The following is a 25,308-nucleotide window of genomic DNA, read 5'->3' as shown; positions in this document are numbered from 1 at the left end:
CACTGCGGGTGCTTGCGTCAAGTGACGGAGGCAGCGGCGCGGGGCCACTGCCTCATTAATCGTCAGTTTGCTGTGCGCGGGGGCGCTTTCGGGTGCTACGGCGCAGAGCGCTTCCCGTTACGGGATACTCACGCCGCCGCCGATCGGTTCCGTCTTGGTCGGTGCGATGCCCGTCTTGGCGCGCCGACCCCGCTTCTCGATCCAGGTGGCGAGCGCGGACAGCAGCAGACACAGCACGATGTACAGCAGACCGATCACGACGATCGTCGAGACGTACGGGTACATGCCGTTGACCATGGTGTTGCTCGCGATCAGGCGAGCGGTGTTCAGCAGCTCCGGGTAAAGGATCATGAAGCCGAGGGAGGTGTCCTTCAGGGTCACCACCAGCTGGCTGATGATCGTCGGGAGCATCGCCCGGACAGCCTGCGGGATCAGCACGCTGACCATGACCTGCGTCTTGCTCATACCGAGCGCGTACGCCGCCTCGCTCTGGCCGCGCGGCACCGAGTTGATGCCCGCGCGCAGCACCTCCGCCTGCACGCAGCCGTTGTAGATCGACAGGCCGATGGCCAGCGCCCACAGCGGTACGTCGGAGAGGAAGCCGGCCCACACCGCGTAGATCGTGATCAGCAGCGGGATCGAGCGGAACAGCTCGATGAACCCGGTGGCCAGCCAGCTGATCGCCTTGTGGTCGGAGAGCCGGGCGACGGCCAGGATCACACCGACGATCAGGGAGCCGACCGCTGCCAGTCCGAAGGCCTTGAGGGTGGCGAGCAGGGCCTCGGCGATGTTCTGCCGGATGCCCGCGTAGTTGAAGATGTCCCACATCTCGGGGGCGAGGTGGCCCTTGGCCCCCAGGCGGACGATCGCGACGGCGATCAGGGCCAGGACGGCAAGCGTGCCGACGACCGAGAAGATCCGGTTGCGGACCTTGGCCCTGGGGCCGGGGGCGTCGTAGAGAACGCTGGCACTCATCGTGCGACCTCCATACGGTGCTCAAGGAGTCGGAAGAGGCCGCTGATGGCGAAGGTGACGATCAGGTAGCCGAGGGCGACGAAGATGAAGATCGGCAGGATCGCGTAGCCGTCCTCGCTCAACGTCTTCTGCACACCGAAGAGTTCGACGACGGCGAACGCGCCCGCGATCGCCGTGTTCTTGGTGAGCGCGATGAAGATGCTGCTGAGCGGCGGCAGTACGGTCCGGGTGGCCTGCGGCAGGACGACCATCCGCAGCGTCTGTCCGAAGGTCATGCCGAGCGATCGGGCCGCCTCGGCCTGGCCGACCGGCACCGTGTTGATGCCGGAGCGGACCGCTTCGCAGACGAACGACGAGGTGTAGAAGCCGAGCGCGATCGCACCGAGCAGGAACGGGCTCATCCCCGGGAAGAAGATCTCCGGCACGACGAACGTGGTGACCAGGAACAGCAGGGTCAGCGGGGTGTTGCGCAGGATCGTGACCCAGGCGGTTCCGAAGAACCTCAAGGGGGGCACGGGCGAGACCCGGAAGCCCGCGATGAGCAGTCCCAGGACCATCGCGATCACGCTGCTGAACGCCGTGATGAAGACGGTGCCTATGAAACCTTCCCAGAACAAAGGCAGATGGTCGGTCAGTACGTTCATGAGGTCTCCGCGTCGGCGGTCAGCGGCTGGAGGGCAGGGGGAGCAGCGCCCCGTACGGTCCCAACAGGCGTACGGGGCGCGTCAGTCGACCGGAATCGGCAGCGGTCGACCGGCCGGGATCAGTACTTGTCGACGGCCGGCGGCTCGGCGAACGTCGAGCCGGACAGGCCCAGCGTGGCGTCGTAGATCTTCTTGTAGGTGCCGTCCTTGACGTGCTTGGTGAGCGACTCGTTGATCGCGTCGCGCAGCACCTTGTCCTCCTTGTTCAGGCCGACGCCGTACAGCTCGGTGGTGAACGGGTTGTTCGCCACCTTGAGCTTGGTCGGGTTCTGCGCGGCGTAACCCTTGAGGATCGCGTCGTCGGTGGTGACCGCGTCGACCTGCTTGGTCAGGAGCTGCTGCACGCAGTCCGAGTACTTGCCCAGCTCGACGACCGAGGCGCCGTACTCCGGCTTCTTGATCTCCTGGAGCGGGGTGGAGCCCTTGATGGAGCAGACCTTCTTGCCCTTGACGGTGGTCTTGTCCTTGATCGCCGTCTCGTCCTGGCGGATCAGGAGGTCCGCGCCGGCCTTGTAGTACGGGCCCGCGAAGCCGATCTGCTTCTTGCGCTTGTCGTTGATCGAGTACGTACCGACGTAGTAGTCGACCTGGCCCTGCGCGATGGTCGTCTCGCGGAGGTCGGAGTTGACCGTCTTCCACTCGATCTGGTCGGGAGAGAAGCCCAGGTCGGCGGCGATCATCGTGGCGATCTCGATGTCGAAGCCGGAGCGGACCTTCGTCGACTGGTCCTCGAAGCCGAGGTACGGCTGGTCGGCCTTGGCGCCGATGACCAGCTTGCCGCGCGACTTGGCCGCCTTGTAGCCGGCGGAGCCGTCGAGCTTCACGTCCTTGGCGACCGCGTACTTCGGGGCCTTGGGCGCGTCGGCGCCGCCGGGGGCCTTGGCGCCGTCACCGGCCGAGCCCTCCTTGCCACCACAGGCGGTCGCGGTCAGGGCGAGCGCGGCGGCCATAGCTGCCACAGCGGCTGTTTTGCGGAGCTTCATGGTGAACATCCCTTACGTCGTTGTGTCGTTGGCCGGGATTCTCCGGCGGACGGGGAATCGGCACAACGGCCGACGGTCCGTCAGTGGTGAAGGATCTTCGACAGGAAGTCCTTGGCCCGGTCGCTTCGAGGGTTGCTGAAGAACTGGTCCGGCGTGGCCTCTTCGACGATCTTCCCGTCCGCCATGAAGACGACCCGGTTCGCCGCCGAGCGCGCGAAGCCCATCTCGTGGGTGACGACCACCATGGTCATGCCGTCGCGGGCCAGCTGCTGCATGACCTCCAGGACCTCGTTGATCATCTCCGGGTCGAGCGCCGACGTGGGCTCGTCGAAGAGCATGACCTTCGGTTCCATGGCCAACGCCCGTGCGATGGCGACGCGTTGCTGCTGACCGCCGGAGAGCTGCGCGGGGTACTTGTCCGCCTGCGCACCGACACCCACCCGGTCCAGCAGGGTGCGCGCCTTCGCCTCCGCGGTCTTCTTGTCCGTCCCCCGGACCTTGATCTGGCCCAGTGTGACGTTCTCCAGGATCGTCTTGTGGGCGAAGAGGTTGAACGACTGGAACACCATGCCGACGTCGGAGCGCAGCCGCGCCAGCTCCTTGCCCTCCTGGGGCAGGGGCTTCCCGTCGATGCGAATGGCGCCCGAGTCGATTGTCTCCAGGCGATTGATCGTGCGGCACAGCGTGGACTTCCCGGACCCGGAGGGTCCGATGACGACGACGACCTCGCCACGGGCGATGGTCAGGTCGATGTCCTGGAGCACATGCAGCGCGCCGAAGTGCTTGTTGACGTTGCTCAGCACGACCAGATCGCCTGACGCCGGTACTGCGTCCTGGGCGCCCTTGGTCACTGAAACTCCGCTCATCGGCTTTTGCTCCGTCCTCCTCGGTTGGGGAGGACCCTAGTCACCCAGTGCGACCAGCGTCATTACATCTGAGCGGAAATTGAGCATAACGATCCGGCCGCAACCGGACACTCTGCGTGAACAGGGCACCGGGTGGGGATACCGGCTCCATAACGGAACATGCCCGTGATGAGGAGGGTCTTGACGCAGAGTGTCCGGATCGGCGTGGATGCCCTGAGGCCAACAATACGAAAGCTGCGCGGGGAAGGGGGAGGACCATGAGACTGCTGCTCGTCGAGGACGACAACCACGTCGCCGCCGCCCTGTCCGCCGTCCTCTCCCGGCACGGCTTCCAGGTCGTTCACGCCCGCAACGGCGAAGAGGCGCTCCAGGCGTTCCTCCCCGACGACCGCACCCCTCACGAGCAGGAGCCCTTCGGTGTCGTCCTGCTCGACCTCGGCCTGCCCGACCAGGACGGGTACGAGGTCTGCGGCAAGATCCGCAAGCGCACCAGCACTCCGGTGATCATGGTGACCGCGCGCGCCGACGTCCGCTCCCGCATCCACGGACTGAACCTCGGTGCCGACGACTACGTCACCAAGCCGTACGACACCGGCGAACTCCTGGCCCGTATCCACGCGGTGAGCAGGCGCACGGTCACCGGGGACGCACCCGCCGCCTCCGGCGACCCGGCGGTACACCTCGGTCCTGTGTGCATCGAACTCCCCACCCGCAGGGTCAGCGTCGACGGGACGGCCGTCCAGCTGACCCGCAAGGAGTTCGACCTGCTCGCGCTCCTCGCCCAGCGCCCGGGCGTCGTCTTCCGCCGGGAGCAGATCATCAGCGAGGTGTGGCGCACGAGTTGGGAGGGCACGGGGCGCACGCTGGAGGTGCATGTGGCGTCGCTGCGCTCCAAGCTGCGGATGCCGACCCTGATCGAGACGGTGCGGGGCGTCGGCTACCGGCTGGTCGCCCCGGAGCCGCCGGGCGGCGCTCGTGGTACGTCGGCCGCCCCTGGGACCCCCGGCTCCCCTGCTGTTCCTGGCTCCCCTGCCGTGCCCGGCTCCCCTGGTGTCCCGAGTGCCCCCGCTGCCCCTAGTGCTCCCGGTGCCCCGGGCGGCGCAGGCGGCCCCGGCGCGCCCCGGGCCACGTAACTCCCCGTGCGCACCCGCCTCCTCCCGCTCCTCCTCATCCTGCTCACGGGCATGTTGATCGCCTTCGGCTTCCCGCTCGCCGTACGGGTGGCCGCGGCGCAGCAGCAGCAGGTGGTGATCGACCGGATCGACGACACCGCGCGCTTCGCCGCCCTCGCCCAGTTCGTCACCGAGCGGACCGTGGCCAAGGACGAACGCCTGGGCACCCTGGAGACCGAACTCGGCCGCTACCAGGAGGTCTACGGCATCCGGGTCGGCGTCTTCTACCGCGACGGCGACGTCATGGCGGCAGCCCCGGCCGACTGGACCGTGCAGGCGGCCGGAGACATCGGCAAGGAGGCCTTCCAGGAGGCCCTCGCCGGGCGGCGCAGCCACGACCCGCCCCAGGTCTGGCCCTGGCAGGACCACACCCTGGTGGTGGCCTCGCCGGTCGTACGGGACGGCGACGTGGTCGCGGTGGTGGTCACCGACTCGCCCACCGGGCAGCTGCGTTCACGCATCCTGCACGACTGGCTGCTCATCGCGGCGGGCGAGTTCGCGGCCCTGTTCGTGGCGATCGGCGCGGCCTTCCGGCTCACGGGGTGGGTGCTCCGGCCGGTACGCGTCCTGGACGCCGCCACGCACGACATAGCGACCGGCCGGATGAACTCACGGGTCGCGCCCGCCGGCGGCCCGCCGGAACTCCGCCGCCTCGCCCGCTCGTTCAACGAGATGGCGGACAACGTCGAGGACGTGCTGGAGCAGCAGCGCGCCTTCGTCGCCGACGCCTCGCACCAACTGCGCAACCCGCTCTCCGCCCTGCTCCTGCGCATCGAACTGCTCGCCCTAGAACTCCCCGAGGGCAACGAGGAGATCGCCTCGGTACGCACCGAGGGCAAGCGCCTGGCCCGGGTCCTCGACGACCTCCTCGACCTGGCACAGGCCGAACACGCCCCGGCGGACCTCCGGCTGGTCGACCTCGGCGAGATGGCCACGGAACGGGTGGCCGCCTGGTCCCCGCTCGCCGACGACAAGGGCGTACGCCTGCTGCGCAGCGGACCCGCGGCCGTCACCGCGTGGGCCGACCCGGTGGCGCTCTCCAGCGCGCTCGACGCGGTGGTCGACAACGCCCTGAAGTTCACGCCCGCCGGCGAGCAGGTGACGGTCACGGTCGAGTCCCAGAGGGACACCTGCACGGTCGTCGTCGCCGACGGCGGTCCCGGCCTGACCGAGGACGAACTGGCCCGCGTCGGCGACCGGTTCTGGCGCAGCAACCGCCACCAGAACGTCAAGGGATCCGGCCTCGGCCTGTCCATCTCCCGCGCCCTGCTCCTCGCGGGCCGCGGCACGATCGACTACGGGGCGAACGAACCCCACGGGCTGCGTGTGACGGTCACCGTCCCGCGCACCGAGCCCTGAACCACCACGCCCCGCGAGGCCCGACTCGCCCCGCGGTCACGGTTTCGCCGACCGGTAGTAGCGCGCCGCGCCCTCGTGCAGCGGCAGCGGATCCGTGTAGATCGCGGTGCGCAGGTCCACCAACTGCGCGGCGTGCACCTCCCGCCCGATCCGGTCCCGGCTGGCGATCACCGTCCGGGTGAACCGTTCTGTCAGCTCCGGATCCGTACGCTCCGTGGTCACCAGCAGATTGGCCACCGCCACCGTCGGCACGGCCGCCCTGTTCCGCACCTTCGCGTAGGCGTCGGCGGGCATCACGGCCGACCGGTAGTAGCGAGTGATGTCGCCGGGCTTCTGCAGCGCCTCCACCAGGTCGGGACCGAGCGGGATCAGCCGTACCGCCATCCGCTCCGACAGGTCGCGGACCGCGCTGGTGGGCAGCCCGCCCGACCAGAAGAAGGCGTCGATGGAGCGGGCCTCCAGCTGCCCCGGCATCGTGTCGATCCCTATCGACACCGGCTTGACGTCCCGCTCGGCGTCCAGCCCGGCCGCCGCCAGCAGCCGGTTCGACACCAGCCGCACTCCGGATCCCTCCTGCCCCACGGCGACCCGCTTGTCACGCAGATCGGCAACGGTACGGATCTTCGATTCGTCCGGCACCACCAGCTGCACGTAGTCGTCGTACAGCCGCGCGCAGCCGCGCAGCCGCTCCGCGCCCGCCCGGTGGTCCCGCTGGTACTTCGCGACGGCGTCGGCGGTCGCGATCGTGAAGTCCGCCCTGCCGGTGGCGACCCGTGCCAGGTTCTGCTGCGAGCCCTCACTGGTGCGCAGTGCGACGCCGACCTCCGGCATGTCCCGGCGCAGCGCCTGTTCGAGCAGTACCCCGTACCGCTGGTACACACCGGTCCGCACGCCCGTGCTGAACGTGATCTGCCCCTTCGGCGACGGTGCACCTGACGGCAGCAACCACCACAGCAGCAGCCCGCACACCGCCAGCGCGGCGACCACGCCCTGGAGGGCACGGCGGCGTCCGATACGGGCGAGGAGGGTGGGCATGCCCGCGATCCTGCCAGCTCACCGGCCCCGCCGACCAGAGGAATCCGGCAGCGGACACCGCGCGACGCCCCGGACACCGCGGGCCCCGTACCCTGGTGGGCGAGATGAGCGAGAAGACATACGAGGTGCGCACTTACGGGTGCCAGATGAACGTCCACGACTCCGAGCGCCTGTCGGGCCTCCTGGAGGGCGCGGGATACGTCCGTGCGCCCGAAGGGGCCGACGGTGACGCCGACGTCGTCGTCTTCAATACCTGCGCGGTCCGCGAGAACGCCGACAACAAGCTGTACGGCAATCTCGGGCGACTCGCGCCGATGAAGACGAAGCGGCCCGGCATGCAGATCGCCGTCGGTGGCTGCCTGGCCCAGAAGGACCGCGACACCATTACCAAGCGGGCCCCCTGGGTCGACGTGGTCTTCGGCACGCACAACATCGGCAAGCTGCCGGTGCTGCTGGAGCGCGCCCGCGTCCAGGAAGAGGCGCAGGTCGAGATCGCCGAGTCGCTGGAGGCGTTCCCCTCGACGCTGCCCACGCGCCGTGAGAGCGCCTACGCCGCCTGGGTCTCCATCTCCGTGGGCTGCAACAACACCTGCACCTTCTGCATCGTGCCCGCGCTGCGCGGCAAGGAGAAGGACCGCAGGACCGGCGACATCCTCGCCGAGATCGAGGCCCTGGTCGAGGAGGGCGTCTCCGAGATCACCCTCCTCGGGCAGAACGTCAACGCGTACGGCTCCGACATCGGCGACCGTGAGGCCTTCAGCAAGCTGCTGCGTGCCTGCGGGAAGATCGACGGCTTGGAGCGGGTCCGTTTCACCTCGCCGCACCCGCGGGACTTCACCGACGACGTGATCGCCGCGATGGCCGAGACGCCGAACGTGATGCCGCAGCTGCACATGCCGCTCCAGTCCGGCTCGGACACGATTCTCAAGGCGATGCGCCGCTCGTACCGCCAGGAGCGCTTCCTCGGGATCATCGAGAAGGTGCGCGCCGCGATGCCGGACGCCGCCATCTCCACCGACATCATCGTGGGCTTCCCCGGCGAGACCGAGGAGGACTTCGAGCAGACGATGCACACGGTCCGCGAGGCCCGCTTCGCCAACGCCTTCACCTTCCAGTACTCCATCCGCCCCGGCACCCCCGCGGCCACCATGGAGAACCAGATCCCCAAGGAGGTCGTCCAGGAGCGCTACATGCGGCTGGTCGCCCTGCAGGAGGAGATCTCCTGGGAGGAGAACAAGAAGCAGGTCGGCCGCACGCTGGACGTCATGGTCGCCGAGGGCGAGGGCCGCAAGGACGGTGCGACGCTCCGGCTGTCCGGCCGTGCCGCCGACAACCGGCTCGTCCACTTCACCAAGCCCGAGCAGGACGTACGCCCCGGAGACGTGGTGACGGTCGAGATCACCTACGCCGCGCCGCACCACCTGCTCGCCGAGGGTGAGACACAGGCCGTACGCCGCACCCGTGCCGGCGACGCCTGGGAGAAGCGCAACGCCGAGCCGCAGCAGGGCCCCGGCGTCATGCTGGGCCTGCCGAAGATCGGCGTCCCGGAACCGCTGCCGGCCGCCACGGGCGGCTGCAGCGTCGGCTGACACTCCGACGGGACGGTGCCGGGCCTTGCGGGCCCGGCACCGGTCGGTGCACCGGAGCTGTGGGCCCCTGTTCGGGCCGGTGCACCGGGGCCCACGGCGGGTACCCCGCGTTAGGCTGCCGGACATGCTCGTAGCCGCTGCTGTATGCCCCTGTCCGCCGCTGCTCGTCCCCGAGGTCGCCGCAGGTGCCGCGGCGGAGCTCGACGCCGCACGGGACGCCTGTGCCGACGCACTGGGCGTGCTCGCCGCGTCCCGGCCCGACCTGCTGGTCGTGATCGGCCCCGCCGAGCAGGACGGCAGGGGAGTGCACCCGCAGGGCACCAGGGGGAGCTTCGCGGGCTTCGGCGTGTACCTGGAAGTACGGCTCGGGTCCGGCGTCGGAACAGGCCCTGGCGTCGACGGTTCAGCCCCGGAGCGCACGCTCCCCGTCTCCCTCTCCGTCGCCGCCTGGCTCCTCGGCCGTACGAACTGGGCGGACGCTCCCGTCGAAGGACTCGGTGTCGGAGAGCCCATGGCCGTGACCCGATGCGTGGAAGCGGGTCGGGAGATCGCCAAGAGGGCGGACCGGGTGGCCCTCCTGGTGATGGGCGACGGCAGCGCCTGCCGGACTCTCAAGGCGCCCGGCTACCTCGACGAGCGCGCCGAGGGTTTCGACGCCGCCGCGGCACGGGCGCTGGGCACCGCCGACACCGAAGCCCTGCTCGCGCTGGACGAGGACCTGGCGTGCGCGCTGAAGGCCGCGGGCCGTGCCCCCTGGCAGATGCTCGCGGGCGCCGCGGAGGGGACGGGCCTGGGCGGGCAGCTGCTGTACGAGGGCGCTCCGTACGGCGTGGGGTACTTCGTCGCCGCCTGGTCCTGAAGGCCCCAGAGAAAGGTCCCTGAAGGCCCCCGGGAAAGGGCCCTGACGGCCCGGAAGCGGGCCCGCCGGCCCCGGGAAGGGCCGGACTTGCTGCCTTGTTGAATTTCCAAGGTGCGTTGGTAGTACGGGAACGGCCGCGGAACCGAAATGGTTCCGCGGCCGTTCCCGTATCGCGCCGAAAGCTTCAGGAAGCAGGCGGCGGGGGCGGCGCAGTGCCGCCGTCGTCCTTCGTGGAGAGACGGTCGAGGGCGTCCTTGGCCTTGCCCGTCCCGGACTGGATCTGGTTGCTGTACTTGCCCTTGGTCTTGGAGTCGACAGCCTGAGCGGCCTTGTCGAGGCCCTGCTCGATCTTGCCCCCGTGCTGTTGCGCGAGGTCTGCGGCCTTCTCCTTCGCCGGAGCCAGCTTGGCCTTCAAATTGTCCAGGAAGCCCATGGGTCACCTTCCCTCGTGGGGACGTATTCGTTCCTTGTTGGATCCGGAGGATCTACTTCCGGACGCTTTCGCCGACCTCATTGTCCGCTGCTTCCTCCGCGGACTGCTGCTTGGGGATCTCCAAGCTGTCCGTGGCGGCCGCCTCGGCGCCTTCGGCCGCAGCTTCCGGGGCCCCGGCCTCCGCGGTCGCTGCCTCAGCAGGGGCCTTGTCGGAGGAAGCCGCTTCGGCCGTCGAGGATTCCGTTGCTTCCGTTTCCTCGGCGGTCACGGACTCCGAGGTGTCGGCGGCCTTCGGAGTGGCCTCCTGGCTCTCCTCGGTCGACACCTCGGCGGCGTCCTTGGACTTCCGGCGAAACATTGCAAAAACGCCCATATCTACTCCATACCGTACTCGTGTGGGCGAAATCCCGCGCCCTCCGGTGCGTCCCATTGCGCCGCCCGGGGGCACCGGTCCCTAAACCGGCGTGCGGAACCTCGCAACAGGAAACGACCCCGCGCGTGTGCCGTCACGTCGCTCGTTCGGGGACCGGTCGTGAGGTTTGCGAGACTGGGGCGGTGAGAAGCGCAGCTCCCGCACCGCGGGTCATCGCCGTCGTCGGACCGACCGCGGCCGGAAAGTCCGATCTGGGCGTGGCCCTTGCCCAGCATTTCGGGGGCGAGGTCGTCAACGCCGACTCCATGCAGCTCTACCGGGGGATGGACATCGGCACCGCCAAGCTGACCCCGGAGGAGCGCGGCGGCATCCCGCACCGTCTGCTGGACATCTGGGACGTCACCGTCACGGCGAACGTCGCCGAGTACCAGCGGCTCGCCCGCAAGGAGATCGACCGGCTGCTCGCCGAGGGGCGTACCCCCGTCCTCGTCGGAGGCTCCGGGCTGTACGTCAAAGGCGCCATCGACGTCATGGAATTCCCCGGCACCGACCCCGAGGTGCGCGCCCGCCTGGAGGCCGAACTGGCCGAACAGGGCCCCGGCGCCCTGCATCTGCGCCTCGCGGCAGCCGACCCCGACGCGGGCCGCGCGATCCTTCCCAGCAACGGCCGCCGCATCGTCCGCGCCCTCGAAGTGATCGAGATCACCGGGCGCCCCTTCACGGCCAATCTGCCCGGCCACGAGTCGGTGTACGACACCGTGCAGATCGGCGTGGGCGTCGGCCGCCCGGAGCTCGACGAACGCATCACCACGCGCGTGGACCGCATGTGGGACGCCGGTCTGGTGGACGAGGTGCGCACGCTGGCGGAGCAGGGGCTGCGCGAAGGCATCACCGCCTCGCGGGCCTTGGGATACCAGCAGGTACTGGCCGCCCTCGTGGGTGATTGCACCGACGACGAGGCACGTGCAGAAACGGTCCGCGCCACCAAGCGGTTCGCCCGACGTCAGGACTCCTGGTTCCGCCGTGACCCCCGGGTGCACTGGCTGAGCGGCGCGGCCGAGCACCGTGCGGAACTCCCGCGCCAGGCGCTGGCGTTGCTCGAACGGGCGGTCACAGCCTGATCACGTGATGGCATCGGGACGCTCCGCCCGTCATTCGGGTGCCCGGGCGCGTGCCATCATCGAGCTTCGATCGACCGTTGGAGTCCGAGTGGGGAGGGCGCGTGGCGATGGAGGCCGGCCCTCGTGACAGAGCACAGGAAGAACCGGAGCGGTTGAGTCCTGACGGGCCCGAAGACCAGCCCGGTACACCGGGAGAGCTTCCCGACGTCCCGGAGATCCCAGAAGTCCCCGGCCTGCCCGACATCGAGGCCGAGGTCGAGGTGGAGCTGCGGCCGCAGCGTCGCCTGCGGATCTGGCAGCTTGCCCCGATCGTGATGCTCGCCGCCCTCGGATCGCTGATGTTCGCGTTCCCCCTGGCCTTCGAGATCGGCGACGGGGGAGCGGTCGTCGCCATGCTGGGCCTGCTCATCAGCGGCTGCGCCGCGGGCTGGGGCATGATGGCCGCCCGCCGCGTCGGCTACACCTGGCCCGGCCTTCCCGTCCGGGGCTCCGGCGGGCGCGCGGACTGGCGGGTCGCCGCGCTCTATGCGGCGGTGTGCGCGGTACTGGTCGCCCTCGCTGTCTGGCGCGTCGCCCGGCTCCGCTGACACCGTCGCCCCGAGCACCTTCGCGCACAGCTTTGGTGCGAGCCGCGGCTTCCCGCGCGGTTCTGGTGCGCTCCGCGGCCTCCCGTACAGCTCGGGTGGGCGCAGCCGCCGAAGATCCGTTGTCGGACGCTCCCTCTACGATGGATCGCGTGACCACCGCATCCGCCGCCCCCGCGCCGATCGCCTTCCTCAAGGGCCACGGCACCGAGAACGACTTCGTGATCGTTCCCGACCCGGACAACGTCCTCGACCTGCCCGCGCCCGTCGTCGCCCGGCTGTGCGACCGCCGGGCCGGCATCGGCGGCGACGGACTGCTGCACGTCGTGCGGTCCGCCGCGCACCCCGACGCGCACGCGATGGCCGACACGGCCGAGTGGTTCATGGACTACCGCAACGCCGACGGCTCCGTCGCCGAGATGTGCGGCAACGGCGTACGCGTCTTCGCCCGCTACCTGCAGCACGCCGGCCTCATCGACGAGGGCGACATCGACATCGCCACCCGCGGTGGCGTCAAGCGCGTCCACCTCGACAAGAACGGCGACGTCACCGTCTCGATGGGCCGCGCCGCGCTCCCCGAGGGCGACGTCACCGTCTCCGTCGGCGACCGCAGCTGGCCCGCCCGCAACGTCAACATGGGCAACCCGCACGCCGTCGCCTTCGTCGAGGACCTGGCGCACGCCGGGAATCTGTACACTCCGCCGCCGTTCAGCCCGGCCGCCGCCTACCCGCAGGGTGTGAACGTCGAATTCGTCGTCGACCGCGGCCCGCGGCACGTCGCGATGCGCGTCCACGAGCGCGGCGCCGCCGAAACACGCTCCTGCGGTACGGGCGCGTGCGCCGTGGCGGTGGCCGCCGCCCGCCGCGACGGGGCCGACCCCGCCGTCACCGGCGCCCCCGTGACGTACACCGTGGACGTCCTCGGCGGACGCCTCCTGATCACCGAACGGCCGGACGGCACAGTCGAGATGACCGGTCCCGCCGTGATCGTCGCAGAGGGACACATCGAGCCTTCATGGCTCGGAACCATCGAAAACAGCACCGCATAGACCTTCGCTCGAATGGGTGATCCGGTTCACGCCCGGCGGGACCCGGTCAGCACCGCATGGTGGGCTCGGTAGCATCAAGCACCGGCCCCGACGGGACACTCCCGTACGAAGGCAGGGGGAGTCGCCACCCGCCCACCGCCGGTCGAGGCTGCCGGAGGTGCCCATGAGTGCAGAGGCCACCAATCCCAACGGTGTGTCGCCAGAGCTTCGCCCGCTGACCCAGCCGGCGGCGCTCCAGCGGACCGCACAGGGCCGCAGGCGCGGCCGTCCCCGGATCGACCTGCGTCGGCTGGGCAGGGCCGCCCTGCTCGGTTCCGCCGCGCGGGGCCGCACCCCCGACGCGATCGCCCATGTGGCCGAGGCCCACCGCGCGCACCATCCGGAAGCCGATCTCACGATCCTCAGCCGGGCCTACGTCCTCGCCGAGTCCTCGCACCGCGGACAGATGCGCAAGAGCGGCGAGCCGTACATCACGCACCCACTGGCCGTCACGCTGATCCTCGCCGAGCTCGGCGCCGAGACCACCACCCTGACCGCGTCCCTCCTCCACGACACCGTCGAGGACACGGACGTGACCCTGGAGCAGGTGCGCGAGCAGTTCGGCGACGAGGTGTGCTTCCTCGTCGACGGCGTCACCAAACTGGAGAAGGTCGACTACGGGGCCGCCGCCGAACCGGAGACCTTCCGGAAGATGCTGGTCGCCACCGGCAACGACGTACGAGTGATGTCGATCAAGCTCGCCGACCGGCTGCACAACATGCGCACCCTGGGCGTGATGCGCCCCGAGAAACAGGTCCGCATCGCCAAGGTGACCCGCGAGGTCCTCATCCCCCTCGCCGAGCGGCTCGGCGTGCAGGCGCTCAAGACCGAGCTGGAGGACCTCGTCTTCGCGATCCTGCAGCCCGACGACTACGCCCGCACCCGCGCGCTGATCGACGGCAACGCGGCCCAGGGCGACCTCCTCGCCCCGATCGCCGACAACGTCCGCGGCGTCCTCAAAGAGGCGGGCATCACCGCCGAGGTCGTCGTCAGGCCGCGGCACTCCGTCTCCGTGCACCGGGTCTCCCGCAAACGCGACGACCTGCGGGGCACGGACTTCGGGCGGCTGCTCGTGCTGGTGGGCGAGGATGCCGACTGCTACGCCGTCCTCGGTGAACTGCACACCTGCTTCACCCCGGTGATCTCCGAGTTCAAGGACTTCATCGCCTCGCCCAAATTCAACCTGTACCAGTCGCTGCACACCGCCGTCGCAGGCGGCGACGGGGCGGTCGCCGAAGTCCTTATCCGTACGCACCAGATGCACAAAGTGGCCGAGGCGGGCGTCGTCGCGCTCGGCAACCCGTACGCCCAGCCGGACGCCGCCGAATCCGTGCCCGACGGCGAGCGCGTGGACCCGACCCGGCCCGGCTGGCTGTCGAGGCTCCTGGAATGGCAGGAGTCCACGCCCGACCCGGACGCCTTCTGGACCTCGCTGCGGGCGGACCTCGCGCAGGACCGGGAGATCACCGTGTTCCGCTCCGACGGCGGCACGATCGGGCTGCCCGCGGGCGCGAGCTGTGTGGACGCCGCGTACGCGCAGTACGGCGAGGCCGCCCACGCCTGCATCGGTGCGCGCGTCAACGGCCGTCTGGCGACGCTCAGCACGGTGCTGCGCGACGGCGACAGCGTGCAGCTGCTGCTCGCCCACGACGCGGCCTCCGGACCCTCGCCGGACTGGCTCGACCACGCGCGTACCCCCGCCGCACGGATCGCGATCGCGGGCTGGCTCGCCGACCCCGGGACCGCGCACGACGCAGGGCTGCCCAAGCGCGGCAGGCCGGACGGAGAGACGGCGGAGACCCAAGGGGTCGCTCCGGCGGTCCTCGGCGCTCCTGCGGCCGTAGAGGGGGCTTCGCGGCCCGAGGTGGAGAACGCGGTGACCGACCTGCCGGACGTAAGTGTGCGCCTGGCCGGATGCTGTACACCCGTTCCGCCCGACCGGGTACTCGGTTTCGCGGTGCGCGGCGGCGTCGTCACGGTGCACCGCGAGGGCTGTGCCGCCGTCGCCCGGATGCGGGCCCTCGGCCGGGAGCCCGTCGCCGTGCGCTGGCAGGACACCACGGACTGCCGGGTCACCCTGGTCGCGGAGTCCTTCGGCCGGCCGCACCTGCTGGCCGACCTCACGGAGGCCATCGCGACGGCGGGGGCCGAAGTCGTATCGGCCACCGTCGAACCGCCCTCCGAGCAGCGCGTCCGGCACACGTACACCCTCCAGCTCCCGGACGCCGCGGGACTGCCCGCGCTCATGCGGGCGATGCGGGAGGTGGCCGGGGTGTACGACGTCAGCCGCGCCCAGCACCCGGCGACCGCCTGACCGCCGGCACGAGGACCGCCGACAGGACCGCGGCCACAAAGCGGTCGCGTGGCTGACCGGACGCACAGGGCGGCCGACCCTCGTTCGGGTGGTGCGGTGCGTGCCGTCCCCCCGTGCGGACTCGGGCGCTGATAGCGGTAGTTCATGCTGCTCACCTCCCGGCGCCTGCGTGCCGTTCTGCTGGCCTCGGCCTCCGCCTCCCTCGTCGGCGCCGTCCTGCCCGCCCCCGTACCCCTCGGCATCGGCGATCCGCTCTTCCCGCACCTCGGCAACCCCGGGTACGACGTCCTCTCGTACGACATCGGGCTCACTTACCGCGGCGACAACAGCAAGCCGCTGGACGCCGTCACCAGGATCGAGGCACGGGCGACGGCGCCACTGGAGAACATCAACCTCGACTTCGCGCACGGCACCGTGCAGTCGGTCGACGTCAACGGCGTGCGCGCGAGGTTCGCCGTCACCGGCGAGGACCTGGTCGTCACGCCCGAGCAGGCCCTCCGGGAGGGGACCCGGACGGTCATCACCGTCCGGCACACCAGCGACCCCGCCGGTGACATCTCCGACGGCGGCTGGGTGCGCACCGGTGACGGGCTCGTCATGGCCAACCAGGCGGACGCCGCACACCGCGTCTTCCCGTGCAACGACCACCCCTCCGACAAGGCGTACTTCACCTTCCGGGTGACCGCGCCCGAGGGACAGACCGTCGTCGCCAACGGACTGCCGTCCGCCATGCCGCGGCAGCTCAAGGGCCTCAAGGGCGCCAAGGGCGGAGTGTCCTGGACGTACCGCACAGGCCACCCGATGGCGACCGAGCTCGCCCAGGTGTCGATCGGCAGGTCCGCCGTCCTGCACAGGACGGGGCCGCACGGCCTGCCCGTCAGGGACGTGGTGCCGGCCGCCGACGTGAAGCGGCTGGAGCCGTGGCTGAAGAAGACCCCGGCACACCTGGAGTGGATGGAGGAACGCGTCGGGCGCTACCCCTTCGAGACGTACGGAGCGCTCGTCGCGGAGGCGAACACCGGGTTCGAGCTGGAGACGCAGACCCTGTCGCTCTTCGAACGGTCGCTGTTCACCGGCGCCGGCTACCCGGAGTGGTACGTCGACTCGATCATGGTGCACGAACTGGCGCACCACTGGTTCGGCAACAGCGTCTCGCCCCGCTCCTGGTCCGACCTGTGGCTCAACGAGGGGCACGCCACCTGGTACGAGGCCCTGTACGCACAGAAACAGCGCCCTCTTGAGGAGCGCATGAAGGCCGCGTACAGCAGTTCCGACGAGTGGCGGCGGGCGGGCGGCGCCCCGGCGGCCCCGAAGCCGTCCCAGCCCGGGCAGAAGATCAGCATCTTCCGGCCGGTCGTGTACGAGGGCAGCGCCCTCGTCCTCTACGCGCTGCGCCAGGAGATCGGCGAGACGGCGTTCGACAAGGTCGAGCGGCGCTGGGTGAGCGAGCACCGGGACTCGGTGGCGACCACCGCGGACTTCGTGGAGCTGGCCTCGGACGTGGCCGGACGCGACCTTTCCGGATTCTTCGAGAAGTGGCTCTACGGGCAGCAGACCCCGCCGATGCCGGGGCACCCGGACTGGACGAGCGCGGCCCCTCAGGAGCCGGAGAGCCGGCGCTGAGCAGGGGCGCCGCGAGCCGATAAACCCCTGTGACGACTGGGCCGTGCCGTGCGACCATCAACGGGTCGGCGGCACGGCCTGACGGCGGAAAATTACCGGGATCCCACGCGAATCCCCGGGAATCATCCGGGCCCGTCACGCGTTGTGACTGTCGACGGAAGTCTTCCGGCTTCCGCAGGGACTCTCCAGTCCACCGACACACGACCTAAGGATCCAATGACCCCCTCCACTTCTTCCCCTTCCACGAACGACAACATCACAGACAGCCTGCGGGCCGATGCCCTGATGGAAGAGGACGTCGCCTGGAGCCACGAGATCGACGGAGAGCGGGACGGCGACCAGTTCGACCGCTCCGAGCGTGCCGCGCTGCGGCGTGTGGCAGGACTCTCCACCGAGCTTGAGGACGTCACCGAAGTCGAGTACCGGCAGCTGCGCCTTGAGCGCGTCGTGCTGGTCGGTGTGTGGACGTCGGGGACCGCCCAGGACGCGGACAACTCCCTCGCGGAGCTGGCGGCGCTCGCCGAGACGGCCGGAGCCCTGGTGCTCGACGGCGTGGTCCAGCGGCGCGACAAGCCGGACCCGGCCACGTACATCGGCTCGGGCAAGGCCCTGGAGCTGCGGGACATCGTCCTGGAGACCGGCGCCGACACCGTGGTCTGTGACGGTGAGCTCAGCCCCGGCCAGCTCATCCACCTCGAAGACGTCGTCAAGGTCAAGGTGGTCGACCGGACCGCGCTGATCCTCGACATCTTCGCCCAGCACGCCAAGTCCCGAGAGGGCAAGGCACAGGTCGCACTCGCGCAGATGCAGTACATGCTGCCGCGACTGCGCGGCTGGGGTCAGTCGCTGTCCCGTCAGATGGGTGGCGGCGGCGGTGGCGGCATGGCCACCCGTGGTCCCGGTGAGACCAAGATCGAGACGGACCGGCGCCGGATCCGCGAGAAGATGGCGAAGATGCGCCGGGAGATCGCGGAGATGAAGACCGGCCGCGAGCTCAAGCGCCAGGAACGCAGGCGCAACAAGGTGCCCTCGGTCGCCATCGCCGGGTACACCAACGCGGGCAAGTCCTCGCTGCTCAACCGCCTCACGGGCGCGGGCGTGCTGGTGGAGAACTCACTGTTCGCCACCCTCGACCCGACCGTGCGCCGTGCCGAGACGCCCAGCGGGCGGCTCTACACGCTGGCGGACACCGTCGGATTCGTCCGGCACCTGCCGCACCACATCGTCGAGGCGTTCCGCTCCACCATGGAGGAGGTCGGTGACTCCGACCTGATCCTGCACGTGGTGGACGGCTCGCACCCGGCGCCGGAGGAGCAGCTGGCCGCCGTGCGCGAGGTGATCCGTGAGGTCGGCGCGCTCGACGTGCCGGAGATCGTCGTGATCAACAAGGCGGACGCGGCCGATCCGGTCGTCCTCCAGCGGCTGCTGCGCATCGAGAAGCACGCCATCGCGGTCTCGGCCCGCTCGGGTCAGGGCATCGAGGAGCTCCTGGAGCTCATCGACCGCGAACTGCCGCGCCCCTCGGTCGAGATCGAGGCCCTCGTGCCGTACATCCAGGGTGCGCTGATCTCGCGGGCGCATGCCGAGGGCGAGGTGATCTCCGAGGAGCACACCCCGGAGGGCACGCAGCTCAAGGCACGGGTGCATGCGGAACTGGCGGCGGAGTTCGCTTCGTTCGTGCCCACTGCGCACTGAGCCGTCCCGTACCGGACACCCCGTCCGTACCTGACGACACACCGCAGCAGGAAGCAAAGGCCGGTGGCCCGCACCCCCGTGACGGGGGTGCGGGCCACCGGCCTTTGCGCCGCGTGCTACTTGCTGCCGTACTTCTTGCTCATCATCGTGTAGATCTGCTCCGCGCCCTTGCCGAGCCGCGGGCCGGCCAGCCAGCCGTGCGTGACCGGGCCGATGGAGGTGTTGGACACCAGCGCCAGCTGCCCGTCGGGCTGCTTGGCGAACCAGCCGCCGCCCGAGGAACCGCCGGTCATGGTGCAGCCGATGCGGTGCATCGTGGGCGTGGTCGGGCTGATGGAGAGCCGGTTCGGGCGGTCGACGCACTTGTGCATGATGAAGCCGTCGTACGGCGGCCCCGCCGGGTAGCCCCAGGCGCCCATCGCGCTGATCCGCCGGGTGTCCGGTGCGTTGAAGTTCACCGCGATCGAGGCGCCGACGGTCTCCTCCAGGGACTTGCCGCCGTTCTCCGGCTTCACGTGCAGGACCGCGTAGTCGTACGGCGCGCCGGTGCCGCCCGTCGGGCCTCCGTCACGGATCCACTCGCCGGAGGTCGATGCCCAGTCCGCCCAGTAGGCGCCGTACGGAGCCTCCTCCTGCGGCGGAGCGGACCGCAGTGCGGCAGGCGACTTCGCGTGGTTGTTGTACGCGGGGACGAAGACGATGTTGCGGTACCAGCCACCCGCACCGCCCGCGTGCACACAGTGCCCGGCCGTCCAGACGAGGTTGGACTTCCCGGGGTTGTTCACGTCCTTGATCACGGTGCCGGAGCAGACCATGTGGCCCTTGGGCGAGTCGAAGAAGAGCTTGCCGACCGGGGCTCCGTGCTTGGTGTACGGGGTCTGCTCGCGCACCGCCTGGACCGGGCGGGGCTCCGGGTCGGAGACTCCCTGACCGCTGGAGAGGTCACCGGCCGTCATCGTCTTCGCGGGGTCCTTGGCGGTCTGCATCCGCTCCGGCTTCCACAGTCCGGCGATGACCGGGTTGACGAAGTCCTTCGCCTCGCGCAGCCACTTGCCCTTGTCCCAGTTCTTCCACTCGCCGTTCTTCCACTTGTCCGGGTCGACGCCGTGCTCCTTGAGCTTGTCGGCGAGGTCCTTGGGAAGTGCGACGTCGTCGTTGCCCTGGCCGTCGGCGGGAGTGGAGGCGGCCGGGGCCGCGGGCTTGTCGGCAGGGTTGCCGCCGACCTTGTCCTCGGTGGGGCCACAGGCCGTGGCCGTCAGGGCGAGGGCCGCGGCGAGGCCGGTGACGGCCAGCAGCGGACGTATGGATCGCATGGAAACGTTCCCCCTGTGTGCTTTCAGTTGATCTTTCATTTGTGTCATGAGCGTGTCATAACGAAGTGCAGTGCGGAACGTAGCAGAGGGCCCCCGGGGTGCGTTCCGGAGGCCCTCTGCAGCCGTCGCTACTTCGTGCCGGCCTTGTCGTAGATGGCCTTCGCCTCGGGACCGAGCCGCGGACCGGCCAGCCAGCCTGCCGTCACCGGGCCGATCGAGGTGTTGGACACCAGCGCGGGCTTGCCGTCCTGGCCCTGCGCGACCCAGCCGCCGCCGGACGAACCGCCGGTCATGGTGCAGCCGATGCGGTACATGGTCGGCTGCGCGGGCTTCACGGAGAGCCGCCCGGGCTTGTCGGTGCACTGGAACATGCGCTCGCCGTCGAACGGCGGGGCAGCCGGGTAGCCGGTCGCCCGCATGTTCGCGATCTTCGGTACGGCCGGTGCGTCGAACTCGACCGGGAGTGCGGAACCGACCGTCTCCTCCAGGGACTTGCCGGTGCCGCCCTCGGGCGTCACGCTCAGCACCGCGAAGTCGTACGGGGCGCCGTCGCCGCCGGTCGGGCCGCCCTGCGAGATCCACTGGTCGGAGGTGAGCGCGCTCTTGGCCCACCACACGCCGTAGGGCGCGACCTGCTCGCGCGGAGTGGTCTTGGTCACGGGCTTCGCCTGGTCGTTGTACGACGGCACGAAGGCGATGTTGCGGTACCAGCCGCCCTTCGCGCCCGCGTGCACACAGTGCCCCGCGGTCCACACCAGGTTGGACTTGCCCGGGTGCGCGGGGTCCTTCACGACCGTGGCGGAACAGGCCATCGAGCCCTCGGGGCCGTCGAAGAGGAGCCGGCCGGACTCCGCGGCGCTGGAGTGGTACGGAGCCTTGACGGCCTTCGCGGGAAGGCGCGCGGGGGTCGGGTCCGTCACACCCTTGTCGCCCGAAATGTCATTGTCGACGGGCTGCTTCGGGGGCTTGTCCGCGTCCTTCATGCGGTCCGGGTCCCACAGGCCCGCGATGATCGGGTTGATGAAGTCCTCGGCCTCGCGCAGCCAGTCGTCCTTGTTCCAGTTCTTCCACTCGCCGTTCTTCCACTTGTCCAGGTCGACGCCGTGCTCCTTGAGCCGGTCCTTGAGGTCGTCCGGAATCGTGATCTTGTCGGAACCGCCGGGAGCGCCCGCCGAGTTGGTGACCTGCGAACCGGGCGCACCGGAAGCGCCGTTCTCGGTGGGGCCGCATGCGGTCGCGGTCAGGGCGAGCGCGGCGGTGAGGCCGACGACGGAGAGCAAGGGCGCGGTTCTGCGACGTGCGCTCCTCCTACGGGTTGCGGTGCAGGCTGGGCGGATGGGTCGCATGTCTTGATCCCCCTGGGACTTCGAACGTGGCGGGCAAGGCGGGTGGAGCCGATGGAACGGATGGATCTGGTTCGGCCCCACTATGCCGGTGACGATGGGGACGGCGAACGGCAGGGGCGTGGTTCCCCCGCCGGAAGGATCTTCTGATTGCCCGTGATCCTTCGGGTTCACAGTCGTTGGTACGTACGAGGGACATCGGGACGCCGTTCAGCCCTGCGGGGCAATGCGCGCGAATCCGTACGTACGTACACCTGGGGGAGGACCAGCAGTCGTGGCCGTGACCGAACCTGCTCCGGCGGTGGTGCCCGCCGACCGGCCGACCGTTGCTCATGAAGGCATCCTGCGGCGGCAGTCGCTGCGCGAGTCCGCGGCCCGTACCTATGCGCGGTCGCTGCCCATCGTTCCCGTACGCGCGCGCGGGCTGACGATCGAGGGGGCGGACGGGCAGCGCTACCTCGACTGCCTCTCCGGGGCGGGCACGCTCGCACTCGGGCACAACCACCCGGTGGTCCTCGAAGCGATCAAGAAGGTCATCGACTCGGGGGCTCCGCTGCACGTCCTGGACCTGGCCACACCGGTCAAGGACGCCTTCACCACCGAACTGTTCGAGACGCTGCCGGGGCCGCTGGCCGACAACGCGCGGGTGCAGTTCTGCGGTCCGGCGGGGACGGACGCGGTCGAGGCCGCGCTGAAACTGGTCCGCACCGCCACCGGGCGCAGCGGATTGCTGGCCTTCACCGGGGCGTACCACGGGATGACCGCGGGAGCGCTCGACGTCTCGGGCGGGGCGTCGGACGTACGAGTGACCCGGCTGCCCTATCCGTACGGCTACCGCTGCCCGTTCGGGACCGGCGGGGAGCGCGGCGCCGACCTGTCCGCCCGCTGGACCGCGAATCTGCTCGACGATCCCAAGGGCGGAGTGCCGCGGCCCGCCGGGATGATTCTCGAAGCGGTGCAGGGGGAGGGCGGTGTGATTCCCGCGCCCGACAGCTGGTTGCGGCGGATGCGGGAGATCACGGCGGCCCGGTCGATCCCGCTGATCGTCGACGAGGTGCAGACCGGAGTCGGCAGGACCGGGACGTTCTGGGCGGTCGAGCACAGCGGGACGGTGCCCGACGTCATGGTCATGTCCAAGGCCATCGGCGGCAGCCTCCCGCTGGCCGTGATCGTCTACCGGGCGGACCTGGATGCCTGGGAGCCCGGAGCTCACGCGGGCACGTTCCGCGGCAACCAGCTCGCCATGGCGGCTGGCGCGGCCACCATGGCGTACGTACGGGAGAACGGACTGGCACAGCGCGCCGGGGAGCTCGGGGCGCGCATGCTCGGGCAGCTGCGGCAACTGGCCGCCGAGCACCCGGTCATCGGCGACGTCCGGGGCCGCGGCCTGATGATCGGCGTCGAACTGGTGGATCCGGAGGGGCCGGTGGGCACGGGCGGCTTCGGAGACGGTGGACCCGGCGCCGGCCCGGCACCCGCGTCGCCCGCGCTCGCCGCAGCCGTGCAGCAGGAGTGCCTGCGACGCGGGCTCATCGTCGAGGTCGGCGGGCGGCACTCCGCGGTCGTGCGCCTGCTGCCTCCGCTCACCCTCACCGACGAGCAGGCCGTCGCGGTCCTGGACCGGTTCGCCGACGCGCTCGCCACCGCCGAACGGTCGTCGTACGGACAGGAGCAGCGCGGCCAGAAGAAGTACCACCGGGAACCCATCAAGACGTCGTAACCGGCACCGGCCGATCCGACACCGGCCGATGCCGGGACAACCTCACAAGGAAGCTCTCCGTGAACCCCACACCCGCACCCGACACGTACGAGGACGCCACAGCAGAGGCGACCACCGCATCGATGGCAGGGACGACCGACGTGGCGAGCGACGTGACCGATGTGAACGACATGACCGATGTGACCGATGTGACGACCGACCTGACCGATCCGGTGACGGTGCCCCGGCAGAAGTCCAAGGCACACGGCGCGCAGCACGTCCCGGCACCGGATGCGCTGCGTGCCCAGCCGGACCTTCTCAACCACCCCGACCCGCTCACGGCCGCGGACGCGGCCGCCGTCGAGAATCTGCTGCGCTGCTGGGTACGGGAGAACGGCCTGCCCCGGCCCCAGGGGCGCACCTTGCGGATCCCGCTCGACAGCAGCGGCACCTCCTTCCTGGTCCCCGTCCGCTACTGGTCCGAGGCCGGCTGGCACCGCTTCGGTACACCGGTGCTGGCCTGCGGGCCGCGGCACGCCCCGCCCGTGGACGCGGTCACCGTCGCGTCCCTCCTCGGCCGGGAATCCAGCGGCGGATCCGCCCTCCCGGGTGGATCGACCGCCGCGGTGGACACGGACGTTGCCGAAACCGACGAATCCGCTTCCGCCGCAGGTACGGACGCCGCCGAAGCCGGTACGGGCACGGACCTGGTCGGCCGTGTCGCCGACTCGGTGCGCCGCACCGCCGAGTTCATCGCCGCGCGCCGCAGCAACCCCGAACCGGCCGACGGCGCCGACCTCTTCCTCACCGCCGAGCAGTCCTTGCTGCTCGGCCACCCCATGCACCCCACCCCCAAGAGCAGGGAAGGACTCTCCGAGGCCGAGGCCCGCAGGTACTCGCCCGAGCTGCGCGGCTCCTTCCCCCTGCACTGGATGGCAGTCGACCGGTCCGTGCTCGCCGGGGAATCCGCCTGGACCGAGCGCGGGCGCACGCTCCAGGCGGAGCAGGTCGTCTCCCGCCTGGCCGGTGGCCTGCGGCTTCCCGAGGGCACGGAGGCTCTTCCCCTCCACCCCTGGCAGGCGCGCGAGTTGACCCTCCGGCCCGCCGTGGCCGACCTCCTCGACGAGGGACTCCTGCACGACCTCGGTCCGTACGGCGATCCCTGGTTCCCCACCTCCTCCGTGCGCACCGTCCACCGGCCGGGCGCCGCGGCGATGCTGAAGCTCTCCCTCGGCGTACGGATCACCAACTCGCGCCGCGAGAACCTCCGCAAGGAACTCCACCGGGGCGTCGAGGTCCAACGCCTGCTGCGCGGCGGCCTCGCCGAGGAATGGCGCGCCGCCCACCCCGGCTTCGACATCGTCCGCGACCCGGCCTGGCTCGGTGTCGACGCCCCGGACGGGACACCGGTCCCCGGTTTCGACATCGTCCTGCGGCACAACCCCTTCGGCCCCGACGACGACGCCGTCTGCATCGCGAGCCTCACCGCGCCCCGCCCCTGGCCGGGACGGGCCGGTATGTACTCCCGCCTCGCGGAGTGCGTGGCCAGGCTCGCCGCCCGCACCGGCCGGCCCGCCGGGGCCGTCGCAGCGGAGTGGTTCCTGCGCTACCTCGACCAGGTCGTACGACCCGTGCTCTGGCTCGACGGGCAGGCGGGCATCGCGCTGGAGGCCCACCAGCAGAACACCCTGGTCCTCCTCGACCGCGACGGCTGGCCCGTCGGCGGCCGCTACCGCGACAACCAGGGCTACTACTTCCGCGAGTCGCACCGCGAAGCACTCGAAGCCCGCCTCCCCGGCGTCGGCACCCGCAGCGACACCTTCGTCGCCGACGCCGTCACCGACGAACGGTTCGCCTACTACCTCGGAATCAACAACATCCTCGGTCTCATCGGGGCGTTCGGCGCCCAGCGTCTCGCCGACGAACGCGTCCTGATCGCCGCCCTGCGCCAATTCCTCGGCAAGACCGCCGACCTGGGGTCCCCACTCCCCGCCCAGCTCCTGGAAACCCCCACCCTCCGCTGCAAGGCCAACCTGCTCACCAGGCTGCACGGACTGGACGAACTGGTGGGCCCGGTCGACACCCAGTCCGTCTACGTCACCATCGCCAACCCCCTCCACCCCTGAACGCTCAGCCCCCGTCCGAAAGTTCCGCCCCTCTGCACCGACCCCGTCCGACCT

General features: G+C 70.3%; 20 protein-coding genes and 1 pseudogene. 12 read left to right on the top strand and 9 right to left on the bottom strand.

Annotated elements, in window-relative coordinates; translation table 11 throughout:
- Positions 1-117 precede the first annotated feature (117 nt).
- The 4 genes from ACH4SP_RS38445 to ACH4SP_RS38430 form a co-directional block, all read right to left on the bottom strand.
- Complete coding sequence (locus tag ACH4SP_RS38445) at positions 118-975, bottom strand: amino acid ABC transporter permease (RefSeq protein ID WP_398422394.1); 858 nt, start codon at positions 973-975, stop codon at positions 118-120.
- Positions 972-1,619: an amino acid ABC transporter permease gene (locus ACH4SP_RS38440; RefSeq protein ID WP_398422392.1), complete on the bottom strand. Its 648-nt coding sequence runs from the start codon at positions 1,617-1,619 to the stop codon at positions 972-974. The genes ACH4SP_RS38445 and ACH4SP_RS38440 overlap by 4 nt, the downstream gene beginning before the upstream one ends.
- Positions 1,620-1,738: 119 nt before the next feature.
- Positions 1,739-2,662 carry a glutamate ABC transporter substrate-binding protein gene (locus ACH4SP_RS38435; protein WP_398422390.1) on the bottom strand — a complete coding sequence of 308 codons (924 nt, stop codon included), beginning with the start codon at positions 2,660-2,662 and terminating at the stop codon, positions 1,739-1,741.
- An 80-nt stretch (positions 2,663-2,742) separates the two neighbouring features.
- Positions 2,743-3,528, bottom strand: a complete 786-nt coding sequence (locus tag ACH4SP_RS38430) for an amino acid ABC transporter ATP-binding protein (RefSeq protein ID WP_362430087.1) — start codon at positions 3,526-3,528, stop codon at positions 2,743-2,745.
- 257 nt (positions 3,529-3,785) lie between these two features.
- Here ACH4SP_RS38430 and ACH4SP_RS38425 point away from each other — a divergent pair.
- Both ACH4SP_RS38425 and ACH4SP_RS38420 read left to right on the top strand, forming a co-directional pair.
- A pseudogene (locus ACH4SP_RS38425) lies at positions 3,786-4,484 on the top strand (response regulator transcription factor); the annotation flags it as partial.
- Positions 4,485-4,667: 183 nt separating this feature from the next.
- Complete coding sequence (locus tag ACH4SP_RS38420) at positions 4,668-6,059, top strand: sensor histidine kinase (protein WP_398422387.1); 1,392 nt, start codon at positions 4,668-4,670, stop codon at positions 6,057-6,059.
- Between the two features lie 36 nt (positions 6,060-6,095).
- On the opposite strand, the gene ACH4SP_RS38415 is transcribed toward ACH4SP_RS38420, so the two are convergent.
- Positions 6,096-7,094, bottom strand: coding sequence for a TAXI family TRAP transporter solute-binding subunit (locus ACH4SP_RS38415; protein ID WP_398422386.1), 999 nt, complete (start codon positions 7,092-7,094; stop codon positions 6,096-6,098).
- Positions 7,095-7,198: 104 nt separating this feature from the next.
- On the opposite strand from ACH4SP_RS38415, the gene miaB reads away from it, so the two are divergent.
- Together miaB and ACH4SP_RS38405 are read left to right on the top strand one after the other, a co-directional pair.
- Positions 7,199-8,683: a tRNA (N6-isopentenyl adenosine(37)-C2)-methylthiotransferase MiaB gene (gene miaB / locus ACH4SP_RS38410; RefSeq protein ID WP_398422384.1), complete on the top strand. Its 1,485-nt coding sequence runs from the start codon at positions 7,199-7,201 to the stop codon at positions 8,681-8,683.
- A gap of 124 nt (positions 8,684-8,807) precedes the next feature.
- A complete protein-coding gene (locus tag ACH4SP_RS38405) occupies positions 8,808-9,542 on the top strand; it encodes a class III extradiol dioxygenase subunit B-like domain-containing protein (RefSeq protein ID WP_398422382.1) in 735 nt (244 codons plus the stop codon).
- Positions 9,543-9,726: 184 nt separating this feature from the next.
- On the opposite strand, the gene ACH4SP_RS38400 is transcribed toward ACH4SP_RS38405, so the two are convergent.
- Together ACH4SP_RS38400 and ACH4SP_RS38395 are read right to left on the bottom strand one after the other, a co-directional pair.
- Positions 9,727-9,975 carry an antitoxin gene (locus ACH4SP_RS38400; RefSeq protein WP_398422380.1) on the bottom strand — a complete coding sequence of 83 codons (249 nt, stop codon included), beginning with the start codon at positions 9,973-9,975 and terminating at the stop codon, positions 9,727-9,729.
- 52 nt (positions 9,976-10,027) lie between these two features.
- The gene (locus tag ACH4SP_RS38395; protein WP_398422378.1) at positions 10,028-10,348 is read right to left on the bottom strand and encodes a hypothetical protein; all 321 of its coding nucleotides are present in this window, start codon (positions 10,346-10,348) and stop codon (positions 10,028-10,030) included.
- A gap of 182 nt (positions 10,349-10,530) precedes the next feature.
- On the opposite strand from ACH4SP_RS38395, the gene miaA reads away from it, so the two are divergent.
- The 6 genes from miaA to hflX all read left to right on the top strand — a co-directional run bounded on the left by miaA (position 10,531) and on the right by hflX (position 18,773).
- On the top strand, positions 10,531-11,469 hold the full coding sequence (gene miaA, locus ACH4SP_RS38390; protein WP_398422376.1) for a tRNA (adenosine(37)-N6)-dimethylallyltransferase MiaA: 939 nt from the start codon (positions 10,531-10,533) through the stop codon (positions 11,467-11,469).
- A 107-nt stretch (positions 11,470-11,576) separates the two neighbouring features.
- Positions 11,577-12,056: a hypothetical protein gene (locus ACH4SP_RS38385; protein WP_398422452.1), complete on the top strand. Its 480-nt coding sequence runs from the start codon at positions 11,577-11,579 to the stop codon at positions 12,054-12,056.
- Between the two features lie 149 nt (positions 12,057-12,205).
- On the top strand, positions 12,206-13,102 hold the full coding sequence (dapF, locus tag ACH4SP_RS38380) for a diaminopimelate epimerase (RefSeq protein ID WP_398422374.1): 897 nt from the start codon (positions 12,206-12,208) through the stop codon (positions 13,100-13,102).
- A gap of 163 nt (positions 13,103-13,265) precedes the next feature.
- Positions 13,266-15,455, top strand: a complete 2,190-nt coding sequence (locus ACH4SP_RS38375) for a RelA/SpoT family protein (protein ID WP_398422372.1) — start codon at positions 13,266-13,268, stop codon at positions 15,453-15,455.
- Positions 15,456-15,599: 144 nt separating this feature from the next.
- Positions 15,600-17,078, top strand: a complete 1,479-nt coding sequence (locus ACH4SP_RS38370) for a M1 family metallopeptidase (protein ID WP_398422370.1) — start codon at positions 15,600-15,602, stop codon at positions 17,076-17,078.
- 216 nt (positions 17,079-17,294) lie between these two features.
- A complete protein-coding gene (gene hflX, locus ACH4SP_RS38365; protein ID WP_398422368.1) occupies positions 17,295-18,773 on the top strand; it encodes a GTPase HflX in 1,479 nt (492 codons plus the stop codon).
- A gap of 116 nt (positions 18,774-18,889) precedes the next feature.
- Here hflX and ACH4SP_RS38360 read toward each other — a convergent pair whose 3' ends face one another.
- Positions 18,890-20,086: a trypsin-like serine peptidase gene (locus tag ACH4SP_RS38360; protein WP_398422366.1), complete on the bottom strand. Its 1,197-nt coding sequence runs from the start codon at positions 20,084-20,086 to the stop codon at positions 18,890-18,892.
- Between the two features lie 128 nt (positions 20,087-20,214).
- Positions 20,215-21,432 carry a trypsin-like serine peptidase gene (locus ACH4SP_RS38355; RefSeq protein ID WP_398422364.1) on the bottom strand — a complete coding sequence of 406 codons (1,218 nt, stop codon included), beginning with the start codon at positions 21,430-21,432 and terminating at the stop codon, positions 20,215-20,217.
- 271 nt (positions 21,433-21,703) lie between these two features.
- On the opposite strand from ACH4SP_RS38355, the gene ACH4SP_RS38350 reads away from it, so the two are divergent.
- A complete protein-coding gene (locus ACH4SP_RS38350; RefSeq protein WP_398422362.1) occupies positions 21,704-23,149 on the top strand; it encodes a diaminobutyrate--2-oxoglutarate transaminase family protein in 1,446 nt (481 codons plus the stop codon).
- A 59-nt stretch (positions 23,150-23,208) separates the two neighbouring features.
- Positions 23,209-25,254: an IucA/IucC family protein gene (locus tag ACH4SP_RS38345; protein ID WP_398422360.1), complete on the top strand. Its 2,046-nt coding sequence runs from the start codon at positions 23,209-23,211 to the stop codon at positions 25,252-25,254.
- Positions 25,255-25,308 lie beyond the last annotated feature (54 nt).

It is taken from the genome of Streptomyces sp. NPDC021093, from assembly GCF_044333135.1.
Classification (GTDB): domain Bacteria; phylum Actinomycetota; class Actinomycetes; order Streptomycetales; family Streptomycetaceae; genus Streptomyces.
The sequence above is the reverse complement of the archived record's forward strand: the minus strand, read 5'-3'. Positions and strand labels throughout refer to the sequence as shown.

Coding starts and splice junctions, on each gene's coding strand:
- ACH4SP_RS38435 (WP_398422390.1), bottom strand. CDS start 2,662: ATGAAGCTCCGCAAAACAGCCGCTGTGGCAGCTATGGCCGCCGCGCTC.
- ACH4SP_RS38360 (WP_398422366.1), bottom strand. CDS start 20,086: ATGCGATCCATACGTCCGCTGCTGGCCGTCACCGGCCTCGCCGCGGCC.
- ACH4SP_RS38405 (WP_398422382.1), top strand. CDS start 8,808: ATGCTCGTAGCCGCTGCTGTATGCCCCTGTCCGCCGCTGCTCGTCCCC.
- miaB (WP_398422384.1), top strand. CDS start 7,199: ATGAGCGAGAAGACATACGAGGTGCGCACTTACGGGTGCCAGATGAAC.
- ACH4SP_RS38400 (WP_398422380.1), bottom strand. CDS start 9,975: ATGGGCTTCCTGGACAATTTGAAGGCCAAGCTGGCTCCGGCGAAGGAG.
- ACH4SP_RS38375 (WP_398422372.1), top strand. CDS start 13,266: ATGAGTGCAGAGGCCACCAATCCCAACGGTGTGTCGCCAGAGCTTCGC.
- ACH4SP_RS38395 (WP_398422378.1), bottom strand. CDS start 10,348: ATGGGCGTTTTTGCAATGTTTCGCCGGAAGTCCAAGGACGCCGCCGAG.
- ACH4SP_RS38385 (WP_398422452.1), top strand. CDS start 11,577: ATGGAGGCCGGCCCTCGTGACAGAGCACAGGAAGAACCGGAGCGGTTG.
- ACH4SP_RS38440 (WP_398422392.1), bottom strand. CDS start 1,619: ATGAACGTACTGACCGACCATCTGCCTTTGTTCTGGGAAGGTTTCATA.
- ACH4SP_RS38415 (WP_398422386.1), bottom strand. CDS start 7,094: ATGCCCACCCTCCTCGCCCGTATCGGACGCCGCCGTGCCCTCCAGGGC.
- hflX (WP_398422368.1), top strand. CDS start 17,295: ATGACCCCCTCCACTTCTTCCCCTTCCACGAACGACAACATCACAGAC.
- ACH4SP_RS38370 (WP_398422370.1), top strand. CDS start 15,600: ATGCTGCTCACCTCCCGGCGCCTGCGTGCCGTTCTGCTGGCCTCGGCC.
- ACH4SP_RS38445 (WP_398422394.1), bottom strand. CDS start 975: ATGAGTGCCAGCGTTCTCTACGACGCCCCCGGCCCCAGGGCCAAGGTC.
- ACH4SP_RS38430 (WP_362430087.1), bottom strand. CDS start 3,528: ATGAGCGGAGTTTCAGTGACCAAGGGCGCCCAGGACGCAGTACCGGCG.
- ACH4SP_RS38355 (WP_398422364.1), bottom strand. CDS start 21,432: ATGCGACCCATCCGCCCAGCCTGCACCGCAACCCGTAGGAGGAGCGCA.